At 71.3% G+C, this 24,259-nt stretch carries 18 protein-coding genes; 12 read left to right on the top strand and 6 right to left on the bottom strand.

Annotated elements, in window-relative coordinates:
* Nucleotides 1-26: 26 nt before the first annotated feature.
* The 4 genes from QZ607_RS02490 to QZ607_RS02505 form a co-directional block, all read right to left on the bottom strand.
* Complete coding sequence (locus QZ607_RS02490) at nucleotides 27-965, bottom strand: aldo/keto reductase (RefSeq protein WP_295879275.1); 939 nt, start codon at nucleotides 963-965, stop codon at nucleotides 27-29.
* Between the two features lie 151 nt (nucleotides 966-1,116).
* Nucleotides 1,117-3,915: an RNA polymerase-associated protein RapA gene (rapA, locus tag QZ607_RS02495; protein ID WP_295879276.1), complete on the bottom strand. Its 2,799-nt coding sequence runs from the start codon at nucleotides 3,913-3,915 to the stop codon at nucleotides 1,117-1,119.
* A gap of 113 nt (nucleotides 3,916-4,028) precedes the next feature.
* Entirely contained in the window at nucleotides 4,029-4,208 is a 180-nt protein-coding gene (locus QZ607_RS02500) for a hypothetical protein (RefSeq protein WP_295879277.1), read from the bottom strand.
* 42 nt (nucleotides 4,209-4,250) lie between these two features.
* Nucleotides 4,251-4,961, bottom strand: a complete 711-nt coding sequence (locus QZ607_RS02505; RefSeq protein ID WP_295879278.1) for a c-type cytochrome — start codon at nucleotides 4,959-4,961, stop codon at nucleotides 4,251-4,253.
* 336 nt (nucleotides 4,962-5,297) lie between these two features.
* On the opposite strand from QZ607_RS02505, the gene QZ607_RS02510 reads away from it, so the two are divergent.
* The 9 genes from QZ607_RS02510 to QZ607_RS02550 all read left to right on the top strand — a co-directional run bounded on the left by QZ607_RS02510 (nucleotide 5,298) and on the right by QZ607_RS02550 (nucleotide 17,501).
* Nucleotides 5,298-5,888, top strand: a complete 591-nt coding sequence (locus QZ607_RS02510; RefSeq protein ID WP_295879280.1) for a heme-binding protein — start codon at nucleotides 5,298-5,300, stop codon at nucleotides 5,886-5,888.
* Nucleotides 5,889-6,063: 175 nt separating this feature from the next.
* Nucleotides 6,064-6,954, top strand: coding sequence for an alpha/beta hydrolase (locus QZ607_RS02515; RefSeq protein WP_295879282.1), 891 nt, complete (start codon nucleotides 6,064-6,066; stop codon nucleotides 6,952-6,954).
* Nucleotides 6,955-7,195: 241 nt separating this feature from the next.
* The gene (locus tag QZ607_RS02520; RefSeq protein WP_295879283.1) at nucleotides 7,196-8,623 is read left to right on the top strand and encodes an isochorismate synthase MenF; all 1,428 of its coding nucleotides are present in this window, start codon (nucleotides 7,196-7,198) and stop codon (nucleotides 8,621-8,623) included.
* 59 nt (nucleotides 8,624-8,682) lie between these two features.
* The gene (menD, locus tag QZ607_RS02525; protein WP_295879284.1) at nucleotides 8,683-10,401 is read left to right on the top strand and encodes a 2-succinyl-5-enolpyruvyl-6-hydroxy-3-cyclohexene-1-carboxylic-acid synthase; all 1,719 of its coding nucleotides are present in this window, start codon (nucleotides 8,683-8,685) and stop codon (nucleotides 10,399-10,401) included.
* A 264-nt stretch (nucleotides 10,402-10,665) separates the two neighbouring features.
* A complete protein-coding gene (locus QZ607_RS02530) occupies nucleotides 10,666-11,451 on the top strand; it encodes a hypothetical protein (protein ID WP_295879285.1) in 786 nt (261 codons plus the stop codon).
* Between the two features lie 191 nt (nucleotides 11,452-11,642).
* Nucleotides 11,643-13,664, top strand: coding sequence for a sodium-translocating pyrophosphatase (locus QZ607_RS02535; RefSeq protein ID WP_295879287.1), 2,022 nt, complete (start codon nucleotides 11,643-11,645; stop codon nucleotides 13,662-13,664).
* 316 nt (nucleotides 13,665-13,980) lie between these two features.
* Complete coding sequence (locus QZ607_RS02540; protein WP_295879289.1) at nucleotides 13,981-16,590, top strand: type IA DNA topoisomerase; 2,610 nt, start codon at nucleotides 13,981-13,983, stop codon at nucleotides 16,588-16,590.
* Between the two features lie 327 nt (nucleotides 16,591-16,917).
* Nucleotides 16,918-17,211 (top strand): nucleotidyltransferase family protein, encoded by a 294-nt coding sequence (locus QZ607_RS02545; protein WP_295879291.1) that lies wholly within the window; start codon nucleotides 16,918-16,920, stop codon nucleotides 17,209-17,211.
* A complete protein-coding gene (locus tag QZ607_RS02550; RefSeq protein ID WP_295879294.1) occupies nucleotides 17,208-17,501 on the top strand; it encodes a hypothetical protein in 294 nt (97 codons plus the stop codon). The genes QZ607_RS02545 and QZ607_RS02550 overlap by 4 nt, the downstream gene beginning before the upstream one ends.
* On the opposite strand, the gene QZ607_RS02555 is transcribed toward QZ607_RS02550, so the two are convergent.
* Entirely contained in the window at nucleotides 17,479-19,437 is a 1,959-nt protein-coding gene (locus QZ607_RS02555) for an SLC13 family permease (protein ID WP_295879295.1), read from the bottom strand. The two genes, QZ607_RS02550 and QZ607_RS02555, sit on opposite strands and share 23 nt — an antisense overlap.
* 326 nt (nucleotides 19,438-19,763) lie before the next feature.
* Between QZ607_RS02555 and QZ607_RS02560 the strand changes: the two genes are divergently transcribed.
* From QZ607_RS02560 to feoB, 3 genes are all read left to right on the top strand, one after another.
* Nucleotides 19,764-20,180, top strand: coding sequence for a globin domain-containing protein (locus QZ607_RS02560; protein WP_295879297.1), 417 nt, complete (start codon nucleotides 19,764-19,766; stop codon nucleotides 20,178-20,180).
* A gap of 163 nt (nucleotides 20,181-20,343) precedes the next feature.
* Complete coding sequence (locus QZ607_RS02565) at nucleotides 20,344-20,652, top strand: FeoA family protein (protein WP_295879299.1); 309 nt, start codon at nucleotides 20,344-20,346, stop codon at nucleotides 20,650-20,652.
* 229 nt (nucleotides 20,653-20,881) lie between these two features.
* Nucleotides 20,882-23,302 (top strand): Fe(2+) transporter permease subunit FeoB, encoded by a 2,421-nt coding sequence (feoB, locus tag QZ607_RS02570; RefSeq protein ID WP_295879300.1) that lies wholly within the window; start codon nucleotides 20,882-20,884, stop codon nucleotides 23,300-23,302.
* Between the two features lie 392 nt (nucleotides 23,303-23,694).
* Here feoB and QZ607_RS02575 read toward each other — a convergent pair whose 3' ends face one another.
* A complete protein-coding gene (locus QZ607_RS02575) occupies nucleotides 23,695-24,042 on the bottom strand; it encodes a nucleotidyltransferase domain-containing protein (protein ID WP_295879303.1) in 348 nt (115 codons plus the stop codon).
* Nucleotides 24,043-24,259 lie beyond the last annotated feature (217 nt).

A 24,259-nucleotide genomic window follows, 5' to 3' on the forward strand; every position in this document is an offset into this window, starting at 1 on the left:
ATGGGCGCTCAATTGGGCGCCCGGCACTAGAGCTTGGCAAAGTCCGCGGCCATGCGCCGGCGCAGTGCTGCATCCGGCAGCGGCCCGCGGGCGGCGGCCATGTTCTCGCGCATGTGGTCCACGCGGCTGGTGGCCGGAATGGCACAGGTGACGGCGGGGTGCGCGACGATGAAGGTGAGCAGGGCCTGCGGCCAGGTGTCGCAGCCGATCTCCCGGCCCCAGCCCGGCAGCGGCTTGCCCGCCGCACGGTCCGGCAGCGCGCCGCGGCGGTACGGGCGGTTGGCGATGACGGCAATACCGCGCTCCCGCGCCAGCGGCAGCAGGCGCTCCTCGGCGGCACGGTCGACGATGTTGTAGGTGAGCTGCACGAAGTCGATGGGCTCGCGCGCCATGATCCGCTCCAGCTCCCGGTGGCGGCGGCCATGCGAGGTCGTCATGCCGATCCAGCGCACCTCGCCCGCCGCACGCATGGCCTTCAGCGTCTCGATGTGCGCCTCCCAGGCCAGCAGGTTGTGCACCTGGAGCAGGTCGAAGCGCGGCAGGCCCCACAATGCGCGGGAGTGGGCGATCTCCCGGGCGCCGGCGTTGCCGTCGCTGGTCCAGACCTTGGTGGCGGCGATGAGCCCCCGTTGCGTTGCGTCCGTCGGCAGGGTCTTGCCGAGCACCGCCTCGGCGGAGCCGTACATGGGGGAGGCGTCGATCATGCCGCCGCCGGCTGCGAAGAAGGCTTCCAGGATCTCCCGGCGCACGGCAAGCGCCTGCGCGTCATCGCCGACGTTGAAGGTGATCCAGGTGCCCATGCCGATGGCGGGCAGCCGCTCGCCGCTGCCCGGGATGGGCTTGGTCAGGGCCGCGGGCGCGGTTGATCCGGCGACAGCCGGCGCAAGCCGGGGCAAGGCGCCGGCGGCGATGAGTCCGGTGGCAGCATGCAGCAGCCGCCGGCGGTCATGGTCGAAGCCCGGCATACGCGGCTCCCGGCAGAGATTAGGCTCAACGTGCCCGGTTTGACCGACTGGTCCCCATGCCTGTTCCCACACGCGCCCCAAGACCGGTCAGGTCCCGCACGCCTACTCCTGCACTCCCGCATTGCGTACTTCGCCCCTCGCCCCTCGGACTTTACCCATGCGCCACCAGCCGCAGCGCATCCAACCGCAGATGTGCCCGAGACAGCACCTGCGCCAGACGCTCCCGGCGCAGCTGGAGCTGGGCGATCTCTTCGTCCCGGATGGCGGGATTGACCCGCGCCAGGGCCGTCAGGCGCTCGATCTCGGCGTCCAGCATCTGCTCCATGCGCGCCACCGCCGCCGCGCGCATGTCGGCCACGGCGGTCTCGGCGCGGGTCTCGCCGGCGCTGAACATGCGCTCCAGCGCCGGCCCCTTGGCGGTGATGAGCGCGCTCGCAAGCTTGCGGTTGCCGGTGAGGCACTTGCCGCTCAGAGTCTCGGTGGGGATGGTCTCGGCGTGGTCGCGGCCGCGCTCGTCCAGCAGCAGCCGCAGCCCGAGCCGCGGCAGGAAGCGCTGCACCTGGAGCGCGGGCGGCGCCGGGCACTCGGCGACGTAGAGCATCTCCAGCAGCAGGGCGCCGGCGCTGAAGCCCGGGTTGCGGGTGAGGATCACCGCCGCGCTGCCCAGATCCGAGCCCGTCAGCTGGTCCATGGCCGCAAGCGTGAGCGGGTGCTCCCAGGTGAGGAAGGCCCGGTCCTCGTGCGCCAGTGCGTGGTTGCGGTCGAAGGTGACCGTGAGGCCATCCTCGGGCAGGCCCGGGAACTGGTCCTGGAGCATGTGGCGCCCGGGGTGCAGCACCACGGAGCCGCCCGGGCCCGGCTCCTGGTCCACGCCGAAGGCGTCCCAGAAGGCGCTCAGGTACTCGAACAGCGCCGGGTCCCGATCCATGTCCTCCAGGCCCTGCACCAGCTCGGCGGAAACCTCGGGCCGGTGCGAGCCCAGCTCCAGCAGCCGGTCGCGCCCGGCGGCGAGCGCTGCGTTCAGGGTCTCGCGCAGCGCTGCGGCGGCCTGCACCAGCGCGCTCACGTCGGCGCCGGCGGGGTCCGCGCCCTGGGTCAGGGCCGTGCGCAGGCGCTCGCCCAGCTGCTCGTACACGGCCGCCGCGGCGGGGCAGTGCTGCGCCAGGGCATCCAGGCCCTCGGCATACCAGCGATACAGCGTTTCCATGGCGGTGCCGGCCAGGTAGGGCACATGGATCTCGATGTCGCTGCTTTGGCCGATGCGGTCGAGGCGGCCGATGCGCTGCTCCAGCAGCTCCGGGTCCAGCGGCAGGTCGAACAGCACCAGGTGATGGGCGAACTGGAAGTTGCGCCCCTCACTGCCGATCTCGGAGCAGAGCAGCAGCCGCGTGCCCTCCTCCGGGTCCGCGAAGTAGGCGGCCGCCCGGTCGCGCTCGACGATCTCCATGCCCTCGTGGAACACCGCCGCGTGCAGGCCATGGCGCTCATGCAGGTGGCTGCGCAGTGCCAGCACCGTCTCGGCGCGGGCGGCGATGAGCAGCACCTTGGCCGGCTGCAGCTCCCGCAGCAGGTCCACGAGCCAGGGTAGCCGCGGGTCCTCGGCGGGCCAGTCGTCGCCGGCGCCAACCTCGGGGTGAATGGACTCCGCGCCCCCGCTGCCGTAGCCGGCCGGCCGGGTCAGCGCATAGGCATGGGCATGGCGCTCCGGGAAGCCCGCCACCGCGGCGCGGGTGTTGCGGAACAGGAGTCGCGAGGTGCCGTGACGGTCCAGCAGGCGCTCGACGATGCTGTGCGTATCCAGGTCGCTCGTGTCCCCCAGCAGCTCGGCGAGCCGCGCCTGCTGGGCGTCGCTCGGCGCTTCGCCCTCCAGCAGCCGGGCGGCGATGTCGGCGACATCGGCGTAGGCATCCTCTTCGGCGACGAAGGCTTCATAGTCTGCGAAGCGCTCCGGGTCCAGCAGGCGCAGGCGGCCGAAATGGCCCATGCGCCCGAGCTGCTCCGGTGTCGCCGTCAGCAGCAGCACCGCCGGGGTCTGGTCGGCCAGCGCCTCCACCAGGTCGTAGTCCAGGCCGCTGTCCTCGGGCGTCCAGGCCAGGTGGTGGGCCTCGTCGACGATGAGCAGGTCCCAGTCCGCGCCGAGCACCGCGGCGGCATGGGCGGGGGTCTCGGTGAGCAGGTCCAGGGAGCAGAGCACGCGCTGCTCCGTCTCGAAGGCGTTGCCGACGCCACCGGCGGCGATGCGCTCGCGATCGAACAGCGCAAAGCGCAGGTTGAACCGGCGCAGCAGCTCCACCAGCCACTGGTGCAGCAGCGCCTCCGGCACCAGCACCAGCACCCGCCGGGCGCGCCCGTCCAGGAGCATGCGGTGCAGGATGAGCCCGGCCTCGATGGTCTTGCCGAGGCCCACCTCGTCCGCCAGCAGCACCCGCGGTGCGAAGCGGTCCGCCACCTCCGCGGCGATGTAGAGCTGGTGCGCAATGGGCGCGATGCGCGCACCCACCAGCCCGCGTACGGGCTCGCCGGGCCAGTCACCGCGGTGGCGCCAGGTGCGCTGGCGCAGCCGGAACCAGGTGTCGCGGTCGAGCCTGCCGGCGAGCAGCTTCTGCTGTGGGCGGTTCAGGTGCAGGTCCGCCGCCAGCAGCTGCTCCGGCAGCGTGTGGGTGGCGCCGTCGGCATCCTCGCCGGTGTAGACCATCAGCTGGGCCTGCTCGTCCACGGCGACGACGGTGACCTCCAGCCCATCGGTGTCGCGGATGACATCGCCGACGCCGAACACGGCGCGCCACAGGGGCGCGCTGCGCCGGGCGTAGAGCCGTTGCTCGCCGGTGGCGGGGAACTGGATGGTGACGGTGCGCGCGTCGCTGGCCTCGACGATGCCGAGACCGAGCTCGGCCTGGGTCTCGGACAGCCAGCGCTGGCCGGGTCTGAACTCGGGTGGGGCTTCGGGCATGGGGGCTCGCGGTTGCTGTTGGCGACGGGCCCGGACGGCGCCGGACCGGCTGTGCGTTGGCTGCTGGTGCCAGGGCCGCGCTCCGTCGCCGGCGCGGCACGGCGGCGTCTGCGTCAGCGCCCGGGCAGGCCGGCGGCAGCGCTGCGCAGGCGCAGGATCAGAAACGGCGGCTGCGCGGCTTCCACACCATCATTGAGCTGGGGCGCGAGGTGCAGTTGATTCATGGCGAGATAAAGCCAGTGCGGCTCGCCGAAGCTCAGCGCATCGGGCCCCAGCAGGCGCTCGTCCTGCACCTGGGTGCGCAGCGCGCGCAGCCCGTCTGCGGCGGGCCGACCTCACTTGCCGACCTCCACGATGTGCGAGATCACCGCCTCCGCCTGCGCCGGGTCCAGCTCACCGCAGCGCCCGTCGGCGGGCAGCTTGCGCTCGTCGCGGGCGAAATCGCCGATCTGCTTCTTGAGATACGCCGGATACTGGATGATCAGCGGCGGCACCTTGCCGGTCTCGTCACCGCCGGCGTCGGCGCCGTGGCAGCTCGCGCAGGCCTCCGCGTAGAGGTCGGCGCCGGCGGCCGCGAAGGCGGCCTTGTCGTCGAAGGCGGCGAGTGCCTCAGGCGTCGGCTCATAGGGCCAGAGACTCAAGCGCGGCGGCGTGAAGTCCGCAACATGGCCGGCCACCAGGTCGATGACCTCGGCATCGAAGCGGTGATGCTTGAAGATGGGCACCATGGGCTTGTTGACGCGCGTCTGCGACTTGAAGGCGTGCAGCTGGCGGTCGACGTAGGGCTGCGGCAGCCCCGCGATGCGCGGATAGGTGCCGTTCGCGCCGCCCTCGCCGCGCTTGCCGTGGCAGTCCACGCAGTAGGCGTAGACCTGTGCCCCGGTGACCTCGGCGCTCTCGTCTGCGCCCGCAGCCAGGGGGATGGCGCTGGAGATCAACAGGGACAGTGCGGCGGGGAACGGCAGCCGCCAAAGCCGGCGGCGGGTGGCGGGCCGCAGGCGGCTGCGTCTTGCGGAGTGCGATGGCGCGCTTGAATATCGGTCCATGGGGCTCGTCCGAGCTGCGAAACGGGGGTCGAAACCAGGGGTCGCAATAGGGGGTCGCAATAGGGGGTCGCAATAGGGGGTCGCAATAGGGGGTCGCAATAGGGGGTCGCAATAGGGGGTCGAAGACGGCACGGCCGGCGGCGCGCACCGTCGCAACCACCATGATAGCTGCCCAGGCCTGCTTCTGCCCGGCGCGTCCGCCTGCGCCGGTCTGGTCCGTGCCCGGGACCAGCGCCCGCCGGCGGCTGCGCCTTGACCTCCGACATCGCCGCCGGCCATGGATGCTGCTTCAATGGCGCGCTGTGCTCAGCCCAAGCCACCGCCGGAGACCGCGACATGCCGTTCTTCAAGCTCAAGTATTGGATTCTCGCCGGCATGCTGCTGCCGCTGGTGCTGATTGTGCTGGCACTGGTGCGCCCGGCCGGGCCCGACTACAGGGTGCTGGAGCGCGCCGACGGCTTCGAGCTGCGGGAGTACGCGCCGCTGCGGGTTGCCGAGACCGAGGTGACGGGCGACTTCGCTGACGCCGATGACGCCGCCTATCCGCGCCTGCTCGACTACGTCCGCGGGCACAACAGCAGCGGGCGCAAGGTGCCCATGATGGCCCCGGCGACGCAGCAGCGGGCGGGCGACGACACCTGGCTGATGCAGTTCGCGCTGGCCAGGGAGTACCCGCTCGGGATGCTGCCGGGCGCCGCCGACCCGGCCGTCACCGTGCGCGAGATACCCGCGCGCCTGGTGGCGGCGCGGCGCTCCGGCGGCGGCTGGAGCGAGGCGCGCTGGCAGGAAGAGGCAGAGCGGCTCCGGGACGCCGTGGCCGCGGCGGGACTCACGCCCATCGGTGCGACCATCTTCGCGCGCTACAATGCCGTCTTCGTCCCCGGGTTCCTGCGCCGCAACGAGGTGCTGCTGCCCGTGCGCCGCTGAGCCACAGCGCGGCGCGCCCGCCGCGACCCGGGACCCGAATCCAGGCGACGCCCTCGCCGCCCACAGGAGCGCCCGATCCATGCAAGCACCCGGAGTCCAGAGCGCTGCAATCGCAGGCCCCGCCGTCCAGCCGGCCGACCACCCGGCCGCAGCCGGCCGACAGCACAGTGAGCAGGTGCCACTGCCACCCGCGGTGGACGCCCCGCGGGAGGTCTATGCCACCCCCACGCTCAAAGAGATCAGCTGGTACGCAGACGGACCGGAGGGCACCCGCCCCCTGGTGCTGCTGCACAGCATCAACGCCGCCCCAAGCGTGTTCGAGATGAAGCCCCTGTTCGAGCACTATCGCGCCGAGCGGCGGGTCTACGCGCCGGATCTGCCGGGCTTCGGCTTCTCGGACCGCAGCGACCGGCCCTACTCGCCGGCGCTTTATGCGGAGGCCATCAACGCCTTCCTCGCAGACGTGGTCAAGGAGCCCGCGGACGTCGTGGCCTTCTCGCTCAGCTCGGAGTTTGCCGCCCGCGCCTGCCTGGCGGCGCCGCAGCGGTTCACGTCCCTGGCGCTTCTGTCGCCCACCGGCTTCAGCGATCGCAGGCTGCCGTCGGGCAGCGTCGGCAATGCCCTGCACCGGGTGTTCACGCTGCCGGGGCTCGGCTCCGGGCTGTACAGCCTGCTCACCAAGCGCGGCGGCATCCGGTTCTTCCTGCGCCAGAGCTATGTCGGCGAGCCGCCGGACGAGCTCATCGACTATGCCTATGCCACCTCGCACCAGCCAGGGGCGATGCATGCACCCTATCGGTTCCTGTCCGGGCAGCTGTTCACCCGCAACGCCGTCGAAAGCCTGTATGCCAAATTGACGCTCCCGGTGCTGGTGATCTACGACAAGGACGCCAACGTCACCTTCGACCTGCTGCCCGGCGTGCTGGAGTCGCACGCCAACTGGCACGCCACCAAGGTGGAGCCGACGCTCGGCATCCCGCAGTGGGAGCGGCCGACGCGCACCATCGCCGCGCTGGACGAGTTCTGGCGCACCGTTGAGGCCCGGGCGGGCGCGGACGCGGGCTGACCCCGGCGGCAGGGCCGGCGGCGCCCGGCCCGGCACAGCGCCGGGCTGCGCCGCCGGTGCCGCGGCGCGGCTGCGGCAATACGCCCGCAGCCGGCGCCGCCGGCCGCAGCAGCAGCGCCCGGTGCGGGTGCCGCCGCCCGTCGCAGCACTCGCCCCAGCTGCCCTCCACCCCATCCCCGACGAATTGCCGCCGATCAAACCGACCGAATCGTCGCCGCCACCTGCGCCGTTGCCGCCCAAGATGTCCGTTCCGTTGCCTGCCGTGGACATGCTCGCCCCCGTTGCCATCCTGGAGCAGCTGGAGGCACGCCTGGTCGAGGCCGTCTCGCGGCTGCCGCTGGGCGCCGAGCGCGGGCTGCAATCCGTACTGCTGGCGTTGCCGCGGGCGCCGGCGGCGGCACCGCAGCCGGCCGGGCGGCAGTTCCAGTTCCGCCACCCCCGGCGGGGCGAGCTGCGGGCGGGCTACGGCGAGGCGGCGGCCTGGCCTGCGACCGGGCCGGAGCGTCTGGCGGCGCTGTCCACCATGCTCGCGAGCCCGCTGTGGCGGCGCATGGATCCGGACGCCACGGGCTTCGATGCCTTCGCCATGCTCGGCTTCGCCGCCGCGGATGCGCCGCTGACGGACGCGGCCGCCGCGCCCGCCGCCGGCAGCGACCACCTGCCCAACGCCCTGCTCTGGGTGCCGGAGGTGGGCCTGGTCTGTCGCGACCACGAGGCGGCCCTGGTGTTCTCCACGGCGCTGCCGGCGGCGCCGGATGCGGTGCTGGCGCGCTGGCGGGCCTGGCTGCGGCAGCTGGTGCCGGCGCTGTACGAGCCGCCCCCTGGTCCTAGGCCCACGGCCCACCTCAAGCGTACCCGGGAGCAGCCCGACGCCGCCGCATGGGCACGGCTGGTGGAGCAGGCCCTCGCACGCATCGACGCCGGCCCCATCGCCAAGGTGGTGCTCTCGCGCCGGCTGTTGGTTGAGGGTCCCCGTGCGTTCGATGTCGCCCGGCTCCTGGACGCCCTGGGCTGCCTGTTCCCGGCCTGTCAGATCATCAATCTGCGCCGCAACGGGCGCAGCTTCGTCGCCGCCACGCCGGAGCGGCTCCTGTGCCTGCGCGATGGTCGCCTGGAGGTGGACGCCATCGCCGGCACCGCCGGCCGTGGCGAGTCCCTGGCGGCGGATGCGGCGCTGCGCTCGGGGCTGCTCGGCTGCGAGAAGAACCTGCGCGAGCATCGCTTCGTCATCGACGCGGTGCGGGCGGCACTCGCGGACTGTTGTGCCGGCTTCCACGTGCCGGAGCAGCCGAAGGTGCTGCAGCTCAGCAACGCCCAGCACCTGTGGAGCCCCATCAGCGCCCGGCCGCGGTCCTGCGTGAGCCTGTTCGAGCTCGCCGCCCGACTGCATCCGACGCCCGCCACCAACGGCCAGCCGCGCAGCCATGCCCAGGCCTGGCTGCGGCAGGCGGAGCCCTTCCCGCGGGGCTGGTACACGGGCGCCGCCGGCATCCTGCATCCGGACGGCGACGGCGAGCTCTGGGTGCTGCTGCGCTGTGCGCAGCTCGACGGTGCCCAGGCCGAGCTCTTCGCCGGCGCCGGCATCGTGGCGGGCTCGGACCCCGCCGCCGAGTGGTCCGAGACCGAGGCCAAGCTCGCCGCCATGCTCTCGGCGCTGCGCTATGCGTGACGTCCGACGGCGCGCGCCGCGCGCGCCCGGGGCCGGTGCCGGCGGTCAGCGTGGCTGCCATGCCTGAGCCGGACCCGGCCTGCATCAGCCTGCGCTGGGCGCGGGCGCTGCTGACGGGGCTCGCCGCCGGCGGCCTGCGCACGCTGGTGCTCTCACCGGGCTCGCGCTCCACGCCCGTGGTGCTCGCCGCCCAGCGTACGCCGGAGCTGGAGCTGATCCCAATCCTCGACGAGCGCAGCGCCGGCTTTTTCGCCCTCGGCGCCGCGCGCGCCTCGGGCCGACCGGTGGCCCTGCTCGCCACTTCCGGCTCGGCCCCGGCGCACTGGTATCCGGCCGTCATCGAGGCCAGCGAGACCGGCGTCCCGCTGGTGCTGCTCGCCGCGGACCGCCCGCCCACCCTGCGCGGCTTCGGCGCCAACCAGACCATCGACCAGACGCGGCTCTTCGGCGCCTTCGCGCGCGAGGCGCACGATCCGGGGCTCCCGCAGCCGGATGCCGCCGCGCTCGCGGCCGTCGCCGCGCTCGGCCGGCGCTGTGCGGCCGTCGCCCTGGGCCCCAGGCCGGGGCCGGTGCAGATCAATCTGCCGTTCCCGGAGCCGCTGGTGCCTGCGCCAGACTGCGATACGGCGTTGCCCGAGGCAGTCACGACATCGACCGCGGCGCGCGGCTGGCCGGAACAGTCGGCGCCTGACGCCGGCCCGTGCGCCGCAGCGCTGCCGCCCGGACGCGGGCTCGTGGTGGTCGGCCCCGGCCTGTTCCGCCCGGACTTCGCGCCGGCGCTGCGCGAGGCCGCGCGCAGGCTCGCGCTGCCGGTGCTGGCGGACCCGCTCTCGGGCCTGCGCTTCGGCGCCGCGGCGGACGGCGTGCTCACGCACTACGATGCCCTGCTGCGCAACGCCGCTGCGGCCCGGGCGCTGCGCCCGGACTGGGTGCTGCGCTTCGGCGGCGCCCCCGTGTCCAAGGTGCTCGGGCGCTGGCTCACCGGTGTACCGGCGCTGCTGGTGGACCCCGCCGGCGGCTGGCGGGACCCGGAGCATGGCGTGCTCAGGCGCCTGGTGGCGGACCCGGCGGCAGTCTGTGCGGCCCTGACGCCGGCGGGTGACCTGGACCCCGCCTGGGCGGCGCGATGGGAGGCGGCCGAGCACCGGGTCCAGGCGCTCGCCGCGGCGCGGCTCGCCGACGCGCCCTGGTGCGAGGCACAGATGATCCGCACCCTGCTCGCGCACATCCCGCCCGGTGAGGCGCTCCTCTGCGCCAATTCCCTGCCCATCCGCCAGCTCGACACCTGGTCCGGCAGTCGCGCCGAGGCACTTACCGTGCACGGCAACCGCGGCGCCAGCGGCATCGACGGCCAGCTCTCCAGCCTCGCCGGGCTCTGCCACGGCGGGCCGCCCTGCTGGGGGCTGCTGGGGGATCTCTCCGCGGTGCACGACCTGAGCGGCTGGCTGCTGGCGGAGCACCTGCGCCGGCCGCTGATCGTCATCGACAACGGCGGCGGGCGCATCTTCGACTACCTGCCCCAGCACGGGTTGCCGGGCTTCGAGCCGCTGTGGCGCACGCCGGTGGCCCCGGGGTTCGCCGGCCTTGCGGCGGCCTTCGGCCTGGTGCATCAGCGTGTGACGGGCGCGGATGCGCTCAAGCGGGCGCTGGATGCGGCGACCCGCAACGGAGCGCCGGCGAGCGCGCGGCGTGCGCTGATCGAGCTGGGGATCGATGCCGATGCCTCCCGCAGCCTGCACCGGGCGTTCTGGGACGCCGTGGCCGCGGCGCAGCTGTGAGCCGCATCGTCGCGGACCCCCTGCCGGGTCCGGCGGCCGCCCGCGGCAACCGGGCGCCATGATCTCGGTCAGGGTTCTGGGGTTCCCCCCAAGGCCCGACGCGGCATAATGCCCTGCCGCCGTCATGGCGCTGCGGATGGTGGCCTTGCCCTGGGCGTCCTGCCGTGCCCAAGGCTCGGTCGCTCACCACCGTGTCCCGGGCTGCGCCGTCGCTGAACGGGGCTGACCGGGGCGGCGCCGCGAAGCCAACCACTGGAGTTGCGCATGCAATACGACAGTCACCTCTACCAGATTCTGGCCCCGAACCCGGCGCTGGTGGCCTCGCAGCTGGACGCGGAGGCCTTCGCCAAGCATTACACCTCCGGCTCCCTGCGCTATTACGCCGGCAAGGTGGTGTTTGCGGAAATCGACATCGCCTACCGGCACCCGTACTTCAAGATCGACGAGGCGCTCGCCGAGCTCAAGCCGCATGAGGACGGCCGCCCCAAGGCGACCAAGTTCATTTCTACCTACCGGGTGCTGGAGCACATCGACCTGAACGCCATCCAGCGCGTGATCCTGGGCACGCCCGAGGGCTATGTGCTGGAGCTCGAGGCGGCCCCCTACGACAAGACCCATGAGTCGGGCTTCCTGCGCATCTATGCGGAGATCGCGCCGCTGCGGATGCTGATCATGTCGCGGCTGGACTTCCCGGCCTTCGGCAAGTACGTCACCGATCCGGACTTCCCGAAGGGCGCACCCAAGCAGTTCTACACCCAGATCGAGCTGGACATCGAGCACTTCCTGCAGGAGTTCGAGAATCGCCCCACCATGCACCCGCCGATCCCGGGTCTGCACCCGTCGAACCTGCGGGCGGCGATCATGGAGCTGCGCGAGCATCCGGAGAAGGACACCAAGGGGCTGCGCCTCGACAGCGGCTTCGACAGCATCCCGTACAAGCTCATCCGCCACGGGTTCATGTTCGCCTCGCAGGACACCACCCGCTTCTTCCCCATGCCCACCATGGCGGAGATCGAAGCGAGCAATTACCACTTCTGGCGTGCCATGTGACGGCCGGGCATGGTGCCGGCCGCCATCACGTCGCCCGCGGGCGGCGCGGTGACGCGTTGCGTGCCGCACGCCGGCCGCCACGGTGCCTGCACCGACCGCAAGGCCCGCCAAGGGGCCCGACAACGAGCGGACGGACACCGCCGCGGGAAACCAACACAACAACAGTGAGCACCACGGGGAGTCATTGACCCATGAGCCTGAATGCTCTCATCCCCCTGCTTTTGGGGGTCCTCGGCCTGGCGACGGCCTATGTCGTCTATCGCACCGTCATGGCCTATCCCAAGGGCGAGGCGAAGGTGGCCGCCATCGGTGATGCCATCCACCTCGGCGCCATGGTCTTCATGCGTCGGGAATACAGCATGCTCGGCCTCTTCGCGGCCGTGCTGCTGGTGGTGCTGTACGTCTTTCTCGGCTGGAAGACGGCGCTGGCGTTCCTGGTGGGTGCCGTGGCCTCGGCGCTCGCCGGCTTCATCGGCATGAGCACCGCCACCCGGGCCAATGTGCGCACCACGGTGGCGGCCCACACCAAGGGCCCGGCGGAGGCGCTGACGGTGGCCTTCTTCGGCGGCTCCATCATGGGGCTCGCGGTGGCCTCCCTGGGCCTGCTCGGCCTGGGCACCCTGTATCTGTTGTTCGGCGGTGACCCGGAGACGGCGCACGCCATCCACGGCTTCGGCATGGGCGCCTCCAGCGTGGCGCTGTTCTCGCGTGTCGGCGGCGGCATCTACACCAAGAGCGCCGACGTGGGCGCAGACCTGGTGGGCAAGGTCGAGGCCGGCATCCCCGAGGACGACCCGCGCAACCCGGGCGTCATCGCCGACAACGTGGGCGACAACGTCGGCGACGTGGCCGGCATGGGCTCGGACATCTTCGAGTCCTACTGCGGCTCCATCATCGCCACCATCGCCATCGCCTCGACGCTGGCGGCGGATGTGATGGACCCGCTGGGCGAGCGAGCCGCGCTGATGTTCCTGCCGCTGGGCCTCGCCTCCGCGGGCCTGCTCTGCTCCATCGTCGGCATCCTGTTGGTACGCCAGTTCTCCAGTCAGGCACCGGAGCGCGCGCTGCGCATCGGCACCATCGGCGCGAGCGTGCTGTTCATGCTGGTGGCCTATGGCGTCATCGTCGGCACCGGTGTGGCGAGCGCCGTCTGGGGTGCGGTGCTCATCGGCGCCCTCGGCGGCATCGTCATCGGGCTGGTGACCGAGTACTACACCTCGGCCAAGCCGGTGCGGCACATTGCCAACGCCGGCGAGACCGGCCCCGCCACGGTCATCATCACGGGCTTCGCCGTGGGCATGCGCTCGGTGATCGTGCCGCTGCTCACCATCAGCCTGATCATCTTCGTCTCCAACCAGCTGGCGGGGCTCTACGGCGTCGGCATCGCCGCCGTGGGCATGCTCGCCACCGTCGGCATCACCATGGCCATCGATGCCTACGGGCCGGTGGCGGACAACGCCGGCGGCATCGCGGAGATGGCGGGGCTCGGCGTGGAGACGCGGCGCATCACGGACTCCCTGGACGAGCTCGGCAATACCACCGCGGCCATCGGCAAGGGCTTCGCCATCGGCGCGGCGGCGCTGGCGGCGCTGGCCATCATTACCGCATACATCGAGAGCGTGTCGCTGCATGTGCCGGGCTTCGAGCTGCTGCTGAGCGACCCGCTGGTGATCATCGGCATGTTCGTCGGCGGCATCCTGCCCTTCGCCATCGCCGCCATCACCATGGAGGCGGTGGGCGACGCCGCCTTCGAGATGATCAACGAGATCCGCCGCCAGTTCCGGGAGATCAAGGGCCTGCTCGACGGCGAGGCGGAGCCGGACACGGCCCGCTGCGTGGACATCGCCACCACCGCGGCGCTGAAGAAGATGATTCTGCCGGGCGTCATCGCCATCGCCGCACCCTGGGTGGTGGGCTTCGTCCTCGGCCCCGCCGCGCTCGGCGGCATGCTCGGCGGCGCGCTGCTGGGCTGCGTGCTGCTCGCGCTCACCATGGCCAACGCCGGCGGCGCCTGGGACAACGCCAAGAAGTACGTCGAGAAGGGCAACCACGGCGGCAAGGGCTCGGACACCCACAAGGCCACGGTGGTGGGCGACACCGTCGGCGACCCCTTCAAGGACACCTCCGGCCCATCCATGAACATCCTCATCAATGTCATGGCCATCGTCAGCCTGGTGATCGCGCCGCTGCTCGGCAACAGTCTGTTGGGCTGAGCCATGGAGCGCCGAGTTGCACTCGGCCCGCCTGGGGCCGCCGACTTCCAGTCGGCGCTCCCCGGGGCGATCAGGAAGCGCCGGGTTCGCGACAGGTTCGACCCGCTCGCCGGGGGGAGGTGTTGCCCGGCGTTGGGACGCGTCGGCAGTGCGCCGAGTGAAACTCGGCGTCGGCAGTGCGCCGAGTGAAACTCGGCGCCCCCAGGGCCGAGTGAAACTCGGCGCCCCCAGGGCCGAGTGAAGCTCGGCGGCCCCGGGGCCGAGTGAAACTCGGCGCTCCAGGCGCAGCGCAGCCCATCTCGGCTAAGCTCCCGGCATGACCACCGTCGTCGTCGCCGAGAAGCCGAGCGTCGCCCGCGACATCGCCGCGGTGCTGGGTGCCTCCACCCGCGGCGAGGGCTGCCTGCGCGGCAACGGCTGGTGCATCACCTGGGCGCTCGGGCACCTGGTGCACTTCGCCGAGCCGGACGACTACGGCGCGGACTGGGCCGGGCGCTGGTCCCTGGGCCAGCTGCCGATGATCCCGGCGCGCTGGCGGCTGCGCACCGACAAGAAGACCAGCGCGCAGTTCAAGATCGTCAAGGCCCTGCTTACGGCTGCGGACACCGAGCGCGTGGTCTGTGCCACGGATGCGGGCCGGGAGGGCGAGCTGATCTTCCGCCTCATCGTCGAGCACGCCCGTTGCCGCAAGCCCATGGAGCGGCTCTGGATCTCCAGCCTGACGCCGGAGGCCATCCGCGCCGGCTTCCAGGCCCTGCGACCCGGCGACGACTATGCGCCGCTCGCCGCCGCCGCCCGCGCCCGCGCCCAGTCGGACTGGCTGGTGGGCATGAACCTGACCCGCGCCTACACGGTGCACAACCGGGTGCTCTGCACCATCGGCCGGGTGCAGACGCCGACGCTTGCGATGATCGTCGCCCGGGATGCGGCCATCGCCAACTTCACCAAGGCCTATTTCTACGAGCTCGTCGCGCGGCTCGCGGAGGGCTTCGAGGCCAAGTACAGCCGGGACGGCGAGACGCGCATCGACCAGAAGTCCCACGCCGAGCGGCTCAAGACCCGGATCGATGCCGCCATCGAGCCGCACCGCACCGGCACGGTGACCAGCGTCGACAAGCAGGTCCGCCACAACCGCCCACCGCCGCTCTACGACCTCACCACGCTCCAGCGCGACGCCAACCGCCGCTTCGGCTTCACCGCGGCCAAGGTGCTGGAGCTGGCGCAGACGCTGTATGAGACCCACAAGCTCATCAGCTATCCGCGCACCGAGAGCCGCCACATCGGCGAGGACATGCTGCCGGAGCTGCCGGGGATTCTGGACCACCTGGACCATCCGCTGGCCGCCGAGGCCCGCGCGCGGCTGGATGCCGGGCACAGGCTGGGCAAGGCCTACGTGGACAGGACCAAGCTCACGGACCACCACGCCATCCTGCCCACGGCGCGACGCGCGCCGGCCAACCTGCCGGAGGCGCTGCGGAAGATCTACGATCTGGTGACGGCCCGCTTCGTCGCCGTGTTCCTGCCGGATCAGCGCGTGGAGGAGACGCGGGTGACCCTCGACATCGGCGGCGAGACCTTCGTCGCCAAGGGCAGCGTCGAGCTCGCTCCGGGCTGGAAGCGGGTGGAGCCGCGCCGGCGCGCGGTCGCCGGGCAAGCCGCCGGGATCGGCGGCGAACAGGGCTCGGGCAGCGACGGCGAGCAGGCGCAGGCCGAGTCTGCCGCCTCCGAGCACCGCCCCCTGCCGCCGCTGCAGCAGGGCCAGACCGTGCACGTGGATGCGTTGGACGTGGTGGAGCGCGAGACCAAGCCGCCGCGTCCGTACGACGATGCCACGCTGCTGAACGCGATGAAGCACGCCGGACGGGAGATCGACGACGATGCCCTGGCGGCGGCCATGAAATCCTCCGGCCTCGGCACCCCCGCCACCCGCGCCGAGATCATCGAGAAGCTGCTGCGCACCGGCTATATCGAGCGCCAGCGCAAGCAGTTGCGGGCCACCGACAAGGGCAAGGCGCTCATCGCGCTGGTGGCGGAGCCGCTGCGCAGCGTCGAGCTGACGGCCGCCTGGGAGCAGCGGCTCAAGGACATCGAGCAGGGCAGCGCCGACGCGGACGCCTTCTACCAGGACATCTGCGCGCAGGTGCGGGCGCTGATTCCGCAGGTCGCCGCAGGCCCCGCGATGACGGCGGAGCAGGTGGCCGCGGCAAGGGCCGCGGCGCCGCAGCGCGGCGGCGGCAAAGGGCGAGGCGCCAGGCACGGCGGCGCCCGCGCCGCCGGTGGTCGCCGGGCAGGTCGCGACCGGTCCGGCGCCAATCCGGGCCAGGGCGCCGCCGATGATGCCCAGGCGAAGGCCACCGGCCTCGGCACCTGCCCCGTCTGCAAAGCGGGCGAGATCGTCGAGAACAGCAAGGCCTTCGGCTGCGCACGCTGGCGGAATGGCTGCGGCTTCACCATCTGGAAGACCATCGCCGGCCACCGGCTCACCGAGCATGAGATCGCGCAGCTTATCGAGCAAGGCGTAACCGCGCAGATCGATGACTTGAAATCCAAGACCGGTAAGGTCTTTTCGGCGCGGCTGCGGCTCGATGATCGGGGCAAGGTGGGCCTCGACTTCGACACGCCATCATCGGCTGATGCAGCGCCGCGCGACCCTGATACCACGGAGCCGCCAGGCGGAAGCGCAGACAAGCCCGCCAGCGCCGAGTCATTGCAAAGGCAACCACTCACCTGCCCCCGGTGCGGCCGGGGCCGCATCATCGAGGGCCGCCATGCGTTCGGCTGCAACCGCTGGCGCGAGGGCTGCGATTATCGGGTGCCGAAGGCAACCGACGGCCGGCGACTCTCCGATGCGCAGCTGCGTGCGCGGATTGCAGGAGATCGCCTGCGCGACGCGCCGGCCGGGGATGGCCGTTCGACGGTCGATTGACTCCCGGTAGAGGCAGGCGCGCTCCCTGCGCCCGCTCAGGTCAGCGGCGCCGCAGCCCGCCACTTGCCGGTGCAGCTGCAGGCGTCTATGTTGTCCGGCGCAGCACGCGGCTCGCCGCCGGCACGTGGAAGACGCTGACGCCGCGCTTGACGAATCATTGCCGGACGCGCCGGCAGGCTGGTGGAAGGGCTGAGCCGCGGCGGTGTCTCCATTTGTGGCCCACTGACGGCCCGATTCACGGTGCCTGAGCTTGGGTAGGTGCCGCGCCGCCTGATGCCTCTGCTAAGCCTTTGACACCGCTCAAGACGCCCGTTCCAACTGCTGGATATGCGCCTCACCGACGCCGACATCGCCATCATCCGCAGCGCCGTCGCAGCCCACTTCGGCGCGGGCAGCGCAGTCTGGCTGTTCGGCTCGCAGCTGGATGATGCGGCGCGCGGCGGTGACGTGGACCTCTACGTCGAGCCCGCCCAGGCGCTGCCGGCAAACCTCTTCCTGGCGCAGCAGGCACTGCGCGCCGAGCTTCAGCAGCGGCTGATGCGGCCCGTGGACCTGGTGGTGCGCCGCGACCTGCCCACGGCCTTCATGCGGCAGGCCCGTGCGGAGGGCCAGCGGCTGTGACGGATCGCGTCACGGTACTCGCCGAGACGCTCGCGGCCCTGCAGCAGGCAGCGGCGCGGCTTGCGGCCACGCATCAGGGGGTCGCTCAGCATTTTCCACTCATGCCCGCGGCGCTGGCGGCAATGCCGCAGTCGGACCAGGAGCGCCTGGATGCTTACGCGATCCGCTATGCGCGCTGCCAGGACCTGCTGTTCCCGGCGCTGCGTGCGCTCGGACGGGCGCAATTGGAGCCCAAGGCGGATGCCGGGTTTCTGGCGCTGCACGCGGTCAGAACACCAGATTCAGCATGAGCAGGGAGACGATGAGGAAGAGCACGGTCATGATGCCGCCTGCCTTCATGTAATCCGGCACGCGATAACCGCCGGGACCCATGATGAGTGCGTTGACCTGGTGGGTGGGGATCAGGAAGGAGTTGGAGGTGGCGATGGCCACGGTGAGGGCGAAGACGGCCGGGTTGGCACCGGCGCCGAGGGCCATGTTGACGGCGAGCGGCACCAGCAGCACGGTGGCGCCGACGTTGGACATCACCAGTGTGAAGAAGGTCGCCAGCACCGCCAGGGCCGCCTGGATCACCCAGATGGGCACGTCGCCGAGGGCGGTCAGGGTCTGATCCGCGATCCAGGCCGCGGTGCCGGTGCTCTCCACGGCGAGCCCGAGCGGAATCAGGGAGGCGAGCAGGAAGACGGTCTTCCAGCTCACGGCCTCGTAGGCCTCGTCGATGGAGAGCACGCCGGTCAAGATCATGCCCACGGCGCCCGTGAGCAGGGCCACGGACAGCATCAGGTCCGTGAACAGCACCAGGCTCAGCGTGATGGCGAAGAAGAGCAGCGCCATGGGCACCTTGTGCGGGCGCAGCTCCTCGTGCGGATACTCGGTGGTGACGACGACGAAGTCGCGGTCTTTCTCCAGCCGCGCGAGGTCCATCCAGGTGGTGTGCACCACCAAGGTGTAGCCGGGCTTGAAAGGCATGTCCCGCACGCCGCCCTTGTCGAAGGTCAGGGTGTCGTCGCCGCGGCGGATGGCGAGCACGGACAGACCATAGACCTTGCGCATCCAGACGTCCCGGGCGGACTTGCCGATGAGGCTGGAGCCGGGGGGGATGACGATCTCCGCGATGCCGGCCTTGGCGGGTGACAGGGCCTCGGCGAAGACCTCGGCCTCGGGCTTCGCCTCCACCCGCGTCTCCGCGACGAACGCATCGAACTGCTCCTGGCCGCCCAGCAGGCCGAGGAAGGTACCCGCCTCTATCCCCAAGCTGCGGTCCACGCCGGCGGAGCCCAGACGCACGCCGTCGCCTTTTTCCACCGCCGCCACGCGCACGTGCCAGTGCCGCTCCATGTCGTCCACGCTGGTGCCCACCAGCGGGCTGTCGGTGGGCACGCGGACCTCGCGCACGGTGAAGTCGCTGAAGCCGTAGGTCTCGCCGTAGTACTGGCTCGGGTCCGTGGCCTGGATCAGGTCCGTACCGCGGGAGGGCAGCACCAGGCGCCCGAAGATGACGAAGTAGGCGATGCCGGCGGCGAGCAGCGCGAGGCCGATGGGTGTGACATCGAAGAGCTGGAAGGTGGGCATGGGCGCCACGCCCTCCGGCAGCGTCTTGTTCGACGTGAGGATCAGGTCGTTCAGCAAAATCAGCGGGCTGGAGCCCACCATGGTGATGGTGCCGCCCAGGATGGCGCAGAAGCCCATGGGCATCAGCAGGCGGCTCATGGGCAGGCGGGTGCGTGCGGAGATGCGGCTCACCACCGGCAGAAACAGCGCCGCGGCGCCGACATTCTGCATGAAGGACGAGATCACGCCCACGGTGCCGGAGATGAGCGGGATGATGCGCGTCTCCGTGCTGCCGCCGATGCGCATGATGAAGGCCGCCACCTGCGACATGATGCCGGTCTTGTCGAGCCCGGCGCCGATGATCATCACGGCGATGATGGAGATGACGGCGTTCGACGCGAAGCCGTCGAACAGGTTGCTCACCGGCACCAGCCCGGCGTCGAGCCCCATTAGGGGTGCGAGCAGGGTGGTCAGCCCCAGCAGCACCATGACAGTGACGGCGGCCACGTCCACCCCCACCACCTCGAAGGCGAACAGGTAAATGGTCAGCGTCAGGATGGCCACCACCCAGGCGATCTCCACCGAGGGCACCTGGCCCGCCATCCAGATGGCGAACAGCGCGAAGGCGGCGGCGGCGACCTCCTGCACGGTCAGGTGGCGGAGGAGTGCGGACATGGGCTGGCCTCGTTCGTCGTGCTGCGGACTTCTGATTGCTCGGGCCCGAGGTACGCGCGTGTCGCGCCCCGGCCACCGCAGCCCGCCATCTTAACTCAAGCACCGGCTGAGCATTCGCGGGGCCTGGCTCGAAAAGCCGCCGCCCAGGGCAGGGATGGCCCAGGATAGGGGGCCGCTGGGGGCTCGGCAGCGGTATTCCCGGCGTTGAACCCCTGCAAACCCTCGCCTAGTATCGGGTCAGGGGCAGCGCCTGGCGCGCCGCAGCGGTTGCAGCCGCCGGCGGCGCCCGCCTGGCGCGGTCATAACCATCCACCGGTACGCACGCGATGAATCCGCAAACCGCCGCGCTGGTGCGCGACTCCTGGGCCGAGATCGTCCCGATGCGCAAGGAGGTCTGCGCGAGCTTCTATCACCGGCTGTTCGTCCGTCACCCGGAGCTGCGCCCCTTGTTCAAGGGCGATCTCGAGCGCCAGACCTCGCTGTTCGTCACCATGCTGAACACCGTGGTGAGCGCGCTGGACAACCCCGAGCCGGTGGTGCCGCTCATCAAGACCGTCGGCGCCCGCCATGCCGACTATGGCGTGGAAGACGCGGATTACGAGAAGTTCGCCGCCGTGCTGCTGGACAGCTTCGCCGACGCTCTGGGGCCGCGTTTCACGCCCGAGGTCCGCAGCGCCTGGAAGGATGCCTACGCCGAGCTCTCCGCCACCATGCGCCAGGGCGCTGAAGAGGCGGTGCACTGACCGCTTCCCCGGCCACGGCCGCCGCGCTCCCTAGCATCCGGCCGCGCCGGCGCCCGATATTGACGCAGCGCAGCAAGCCGGCATTTGTCGTTTCCTGTGGGCCGGCGGCGTACTAGCATCAAAAAGAATCGTTCGCATTCATCCTCTGGAGCGTCAGTACGCGATGCAGCAGCATCTTTCTCCTGACCAGCAGCCGGCCCCGCAGCAGGCGGACGCCATGGGTCTTGATCGTCTCGCGCCCGGCGTCACGGCGAGACTGGCGGCCATCCAGGGCGGCCGCCACCTCCGGCGTAAGCTGGGTGCCCTGGGCCTGCGCGTGGGCAGTGAGCTGCGGGTCGAGCACCGCCGCGGGCGGGGTCTGGTGGTGGCCGCGGGTGCCAGCCGTGTGGCCCTCGGCGGCGGCATCGTCGACAAGCTGCTGGTGGTGCCGCTGCCACCCGCCGCCGGTGACGGCAGCCAGCCCATCGCCTGATTCGGGCGCCGGACCCCAGCGCCGGACCCCAGCGTCGGACCCCAGTGCCCGAGCCCAGTGCCCGAGCCCAGCGCCCGACCCCAGCGCCCGACCTCAGCCAATCCGAACGACTCACCCGCCCGGCTGACCCGGGCAGCGGCCGGCGGCCGTTCTCCGTCATTTCGAGTCAACCCGGCGCCCGGCCGGCTCCACCCGAGCCTCGGGGCGCCCCAGCGTCGAGCCTGCAGTCATGCCCGCAGACCCCGTCCCCCACCGCCCGAGCCGCCGCACCCCGGCGCGCCCGCTCACCTTCGCCATCGCCGGCAACCCCAACTGCGGCAAATCGGCGCTATTCAATGCGCTGACGGGCATCCGCCAGACCACCGGCAACTGGCCCGGCGTCACGGTGGAGCGCCGCGAGGGGCGCTCGGAGCTGGACGGGCGTCCGGTGCGGGTGGTGGACCTGCCGGGCATCTACTCCCTGGATGCAAGCTCGCTGGACGAGCGGGTCACCCGCGACTATCTGCTCTCCCGCGAGGCGGACCTCATCGTCAACGTGCTGGACGCCGCCAACCTGGAGCGCAACCTGTACCTGTCGGTGCAGCTGCTGGAAATGGGCGTGCCCGTGGTGGTGGCGCTCAACATGATGGACGTGGCCGCCAAGCGCGGCATCGAAATCGACACGGCGCAGCTCGCCGAGCGCCTGGGCTGCCCGGTGGTGCCCGTGGTGGCGGTGACCAAGCAGGGCATTACGGAGCTGAGCGCCCGGGCGCTGGCGGTGGTGGACGGGCATGAGCGCGGCGGCTTCCCGTTGGCGCACGAGGAAGTCGTCGACCAGGCCGTGACCGAGCTGGCGGCAGGCTATGCGCGCCAGGGCGCCAAGCCCGCTGCCGGGCACAGTGCCGCCGGCGCTGACCCCAATGCGCGCTGGCTGGCGCTCAAGCTGCTGGAGGACGACGCCGCCGCGCGCGCGCTCGCGGACGGCCAGCTGTTGGCCCAGGCCGCGCACTGGCGCGCCGCCATCGCCGAGCGCACCGGCGAGGACGCGGACCTCTACATCGCCGATGCCCGCTTCGGGCACGCCCATGCGCTGTCCCAGGGTGCGGTGCGCCAGCGCGGTCGCGTGGGCCGCAACATGACGGACGCCATCGACCGCGTGGTGCTGAGCCGCCGCTGGGGCATCCCGCTGTTCCTGGCGGTGATGTACCTGATGTTCGTCTTCACCATCAACATCGGCGGCGCCTTCATCGACTTCTTCGACGGCGCCGCCCAGGCGTTGTTCGTGGACGGCTTCGGTGCCCTGCTGACGGGCCTGGGCGCGCCGGAGCTGCTGCGCATCGCCCTCGCCGAGGGCATCGGCGGCGGTCTCACCGTGGTGGCGACCTTCATCCCCATCATCGCGAGCCTGTACATCTTCCTGTCCGCGCTGGAGGACTCCGGCTACATGGCGCGCGCTGCCTTCGTCATGGACCGGGCCATGCGCTCCATCGGCCTGCCCGGCAAGGCCTTCGTGCCGCTCATCGTCGGCTTCGGCTGCAATGTGCCGGCGGTCATGGCCACCCGTACCCTGGAGAGCGAGCGCGAGCGCAAGCTCACCATCCTGATGAACCCCTTCATGTCCTGCGGCGCCCGGCTGCCGGTGTACGTGCTGTTCGCGGCGGCCTTCTTTCCGCAGCAGGGCCAGAACGTGGTCTTCGCGCTCTATCTCACCGGCATCGCCGTTGCCCTGCTGACGGGGCTGGTGATGAAGCGCACCCTGCTGTCGGGCACCAGCACCGGCTTCATGATGGAGCTGCCGCCTTACCACAGGCCCACGCTGCGCGGCGTGCTGCTGCGCACCTGGGACCGGGTGAAGCTGTTTCTGCGCGACGCGGGCAAGGTCATCGTCGTCATGGTGCTGGCGCTGAGCCTGCTCGGTTCCATCGGCACCGACGGCAGCATCGGTGAGACCGACAGCGACGAGTCCGTGCTGGCCGCCGTCAGCCGCGCGGCCACGCCGGTGTTTGCGCCCATGGGCATTGCAGCGGACAACTGGCCCGCGGTGCTCGGCATCTTCTCCGGCGTACTGGCCAAGGAGGTCATTGTCGGCACCCTGGATGCCATGTACGGGCGCATTGCCGCAGACGACGCCGCCGCCCGCAGCGCGCGCAGCGAGGCGGCGGCACCGGCGCCGTTCGATCTCCCCGCCGCCCTCACCGCCGCCGCGGCCACCATCCCGGCGAATCTCGCGCAGCTGGGCCGCAGCCTGGCGGACCCGCTCGGGCTCGGCGTCGGCGACCTCAGCGACCGCGCCGGCGTGGGCGCTGAGCAGGGCGTGCAGGCCGGTACCTTCGGCGCCATGGAGGCCCGCTTCGACGGCCGCGCCGGCGCCTTCGCCTATCTGCTCTTCGTGCTGCTGTACTTCCCCTGCGTGGCCACGGTGGCCGCCATCGTGCGCGAGGCCGGTGCCGCCTGGGCCACCTTCGTTTCCGTCTGGACCACCGGCATCGCCTTCATCACCGCCACGGTGTTCTACCAGGCCGCGACCTTCTCCCGTGACCCGACCACGGCATCGCTGTGGCTCGTCGGCATGCTCGCGGTGCTGGTGGCGGTGTTCATCGGGCTTCGCATCTGGGCGCGGCGCGGTGGGGAGGCCGGGCGTGGGGCTGCGGCGGCGGAGGCGGCGGGGTGAGGCCGGCTGTCTCGGCCGCGGGATTCAGTTTCACGCAACGCAGCAATGGGCAACCACGCTTTCAGCGAGGCCGGGCATTTTGCCGCGTACCAGGGCGATCATGGTCGCGCTCGTCCCGATCATCGAAGCCGAGCGGCTCGCTCGTTTCACGCGGCTATGCAGGCTGCACAACTCAGGGCTTGCCAGGATTGGCCCGACTACTGGGGCTCAGGTCCGCTTCCGACGAAGCCGCGGGCGCGCGCGATGAAGCGCTCAGCCTCAGCAAAGGCGCGGCCGGCGTCGCTCGCCCCGACAGGTGTCAGGGTGTAATCCGCCACCAAGCGCAGATGCTGAAGTCGGGCGAGCGTGCTACCAAGCTCCGGCGGCAGCTTTCCGGACTTGACGTTCAATACTCACTGAACGATGCCGTCCTGGCGAATCGCGGCGAGCAGCGGCGAATCCCCGTCGGTTGCTGTATCAAGCGGAGGCCCGGCGAACACCCACGGCTGCACCAGCACCCCGGTGTCGAGGAAGACCGCGTAGGCGTCGTCCGCAAGGTCCATCTGCTCGGCGACTGGATGGTCGACGTCGTCCAGGAACACCGCCACATCGGCATCGCTGTCGGGACGGTAGTCGCCACGGGCCCTGGACCCGAACAGGATCAATCCCACCAGGCGGCTGCCGTAGCGGTCCTGAAGTCTGGCGCGGAACGCCGAGATCGCGGAGGCGGTGATGCTGTCGGGTGGGTCAAAATCTGCCATGCTGGGGCTCCGAGCGACTGAAGCGAGCCATGCCTGCTGCCTCGCCAGAGTCTAGGCACCAGGGGGAGCATCGGCAATCGCGCTGGCGCGGGCGAACAGGCGGGACAGGTCGCCGTGCCCTGTTGCGCTCGTAGCCGCGCCGCGCTCGCTGCGCGATGGCTGTCCCGCGAGCCGACCCGCGACCGTGAGCGGTATCGCCTCCCCGAAGCCCCGCCGA

Origin of the sequence: uncultured Thiohalocapsa sp., from assembly GCF_913063425.1 — a bacterium.
Lineage (GTDB): Bacteria > Pseudomonadota > Gammaproteobacteria > Chromatiales > Chromatiaceae > Thiohalocapsa.

What these genes read in the sequence shown, in the direction of transcription:
- QZ607_RS02555 (WP_295879295.1), bottom strand. Translation starts at nt 19,437, where the DNA reads ATGTCCGCACTCCTCCGCCACCTGACCGTGCAGGAGGTCGCCGCCGCC.
- menD (WP_295879284.1), top strand. Translation starts at nt 8,683, where the DNA reads ATGCCTGAGCCGGACCCGGCCTGCATCAGCCTGCGCTGGGCGCGGGCG.
- QZ607_RS02565 (WP_295879299.1), top strand. Translation starts at nt 20,344, where the DNA reads ATGCAGCAGCATCTTTCTCCTGACCAGCAGCCGGCCCCGCAGCAGGCG.
- rapA (WP_295879276.1), bottom strand. Translation starts at nt 3,915, where the DNA reads ATGCCCGAAGCCCCACCCGAGTTCAGACCCGGCCAGCGCTGGCTGTCC.
- QZ607_RS02535 (WP_295879287.1), top strand. Translation starts at nt 11,643, where the DNA reads ATGAGCCTGAATGCTCTCATCCCCCTGCTTTTGGGGGTCCTCGGCCTG.
- QZ607_RS02575 (WP_295879303.1), bottom strand. Translation starts at nt 24,042, where the DNA reads ATGGCAGATTTTGACCCACCCGACAGCATCACCGCCTCCGCGATCTCG.
- QZ607_RS02545 (WP_295879291.1), top strand. Translation starts at nt 16,918, where the DNA reads ATGCGCCTCACCGACGCCGACATCGCCATCATCCGCAGCGCCGTCGCA.
- QZ607_RS02560 (WP_295879297.1), top strand. Translation starts at nt 19,764, where the DNA reads ATGAATCCGCAAACCGCCGCGCTGGTGCGCGACTCCTGGGCCGAGATC.
- QZ607_RS02510 (WP_295879280.1), top strand. Translation starts at nt 5,298, where the DNA reads ATGCCGTTCTTCAAGCTCAAGTATTGGATTCTCGCCGGCATGCTGCTG.
- QZ607_RS02530 (WP_295879285.1), top strand. Translation starts at nt 10,666, where the DNA reads ATGCAATACGACAGTCACCTCTACCAGATTCTGGCCCCGAACCCGGCG.
- feoB (WP_295879300.1), top strand. Translation starts at nt 20,882, where the DNA reads ATGCCCGCAGACCCCGTCCCCCACCGCCCGAGCCGCCGCACCCCGGCG.
- QZ607_RS02520 (WP_295879283.1), top strand. Translation starts at nt 7,196, where the DNA reads ATGTCCGTTCCGTTGCCTGCCGTGGACATGCTCGCCCCCGTTGCCATC.
- QZ607_RS02540 (WP_295879289.1), top strand. Translation starts at nt 13,981, where the DNA reads ATGACCACCGTCGTCGTCGCCGAGAAGCCGAGCGTCGCCCGCGACATC.
- QZ607_RS02505 (WP_295879278.1), bottom strand. Translation starts at nt 4,961, where the DNA reads ATGGACCGATATTCAAGCGCGCCATCGCACTCCGCAAGACGCAGCCGC.
- QZ607_RS02490 (WP_295879275.1), bottom strand. Translation starts at nt 965, where the DNA reads ATGCCGGGCTTCGACCATGACCGCCGGCGGCTGCTGCATGCTGCCACC.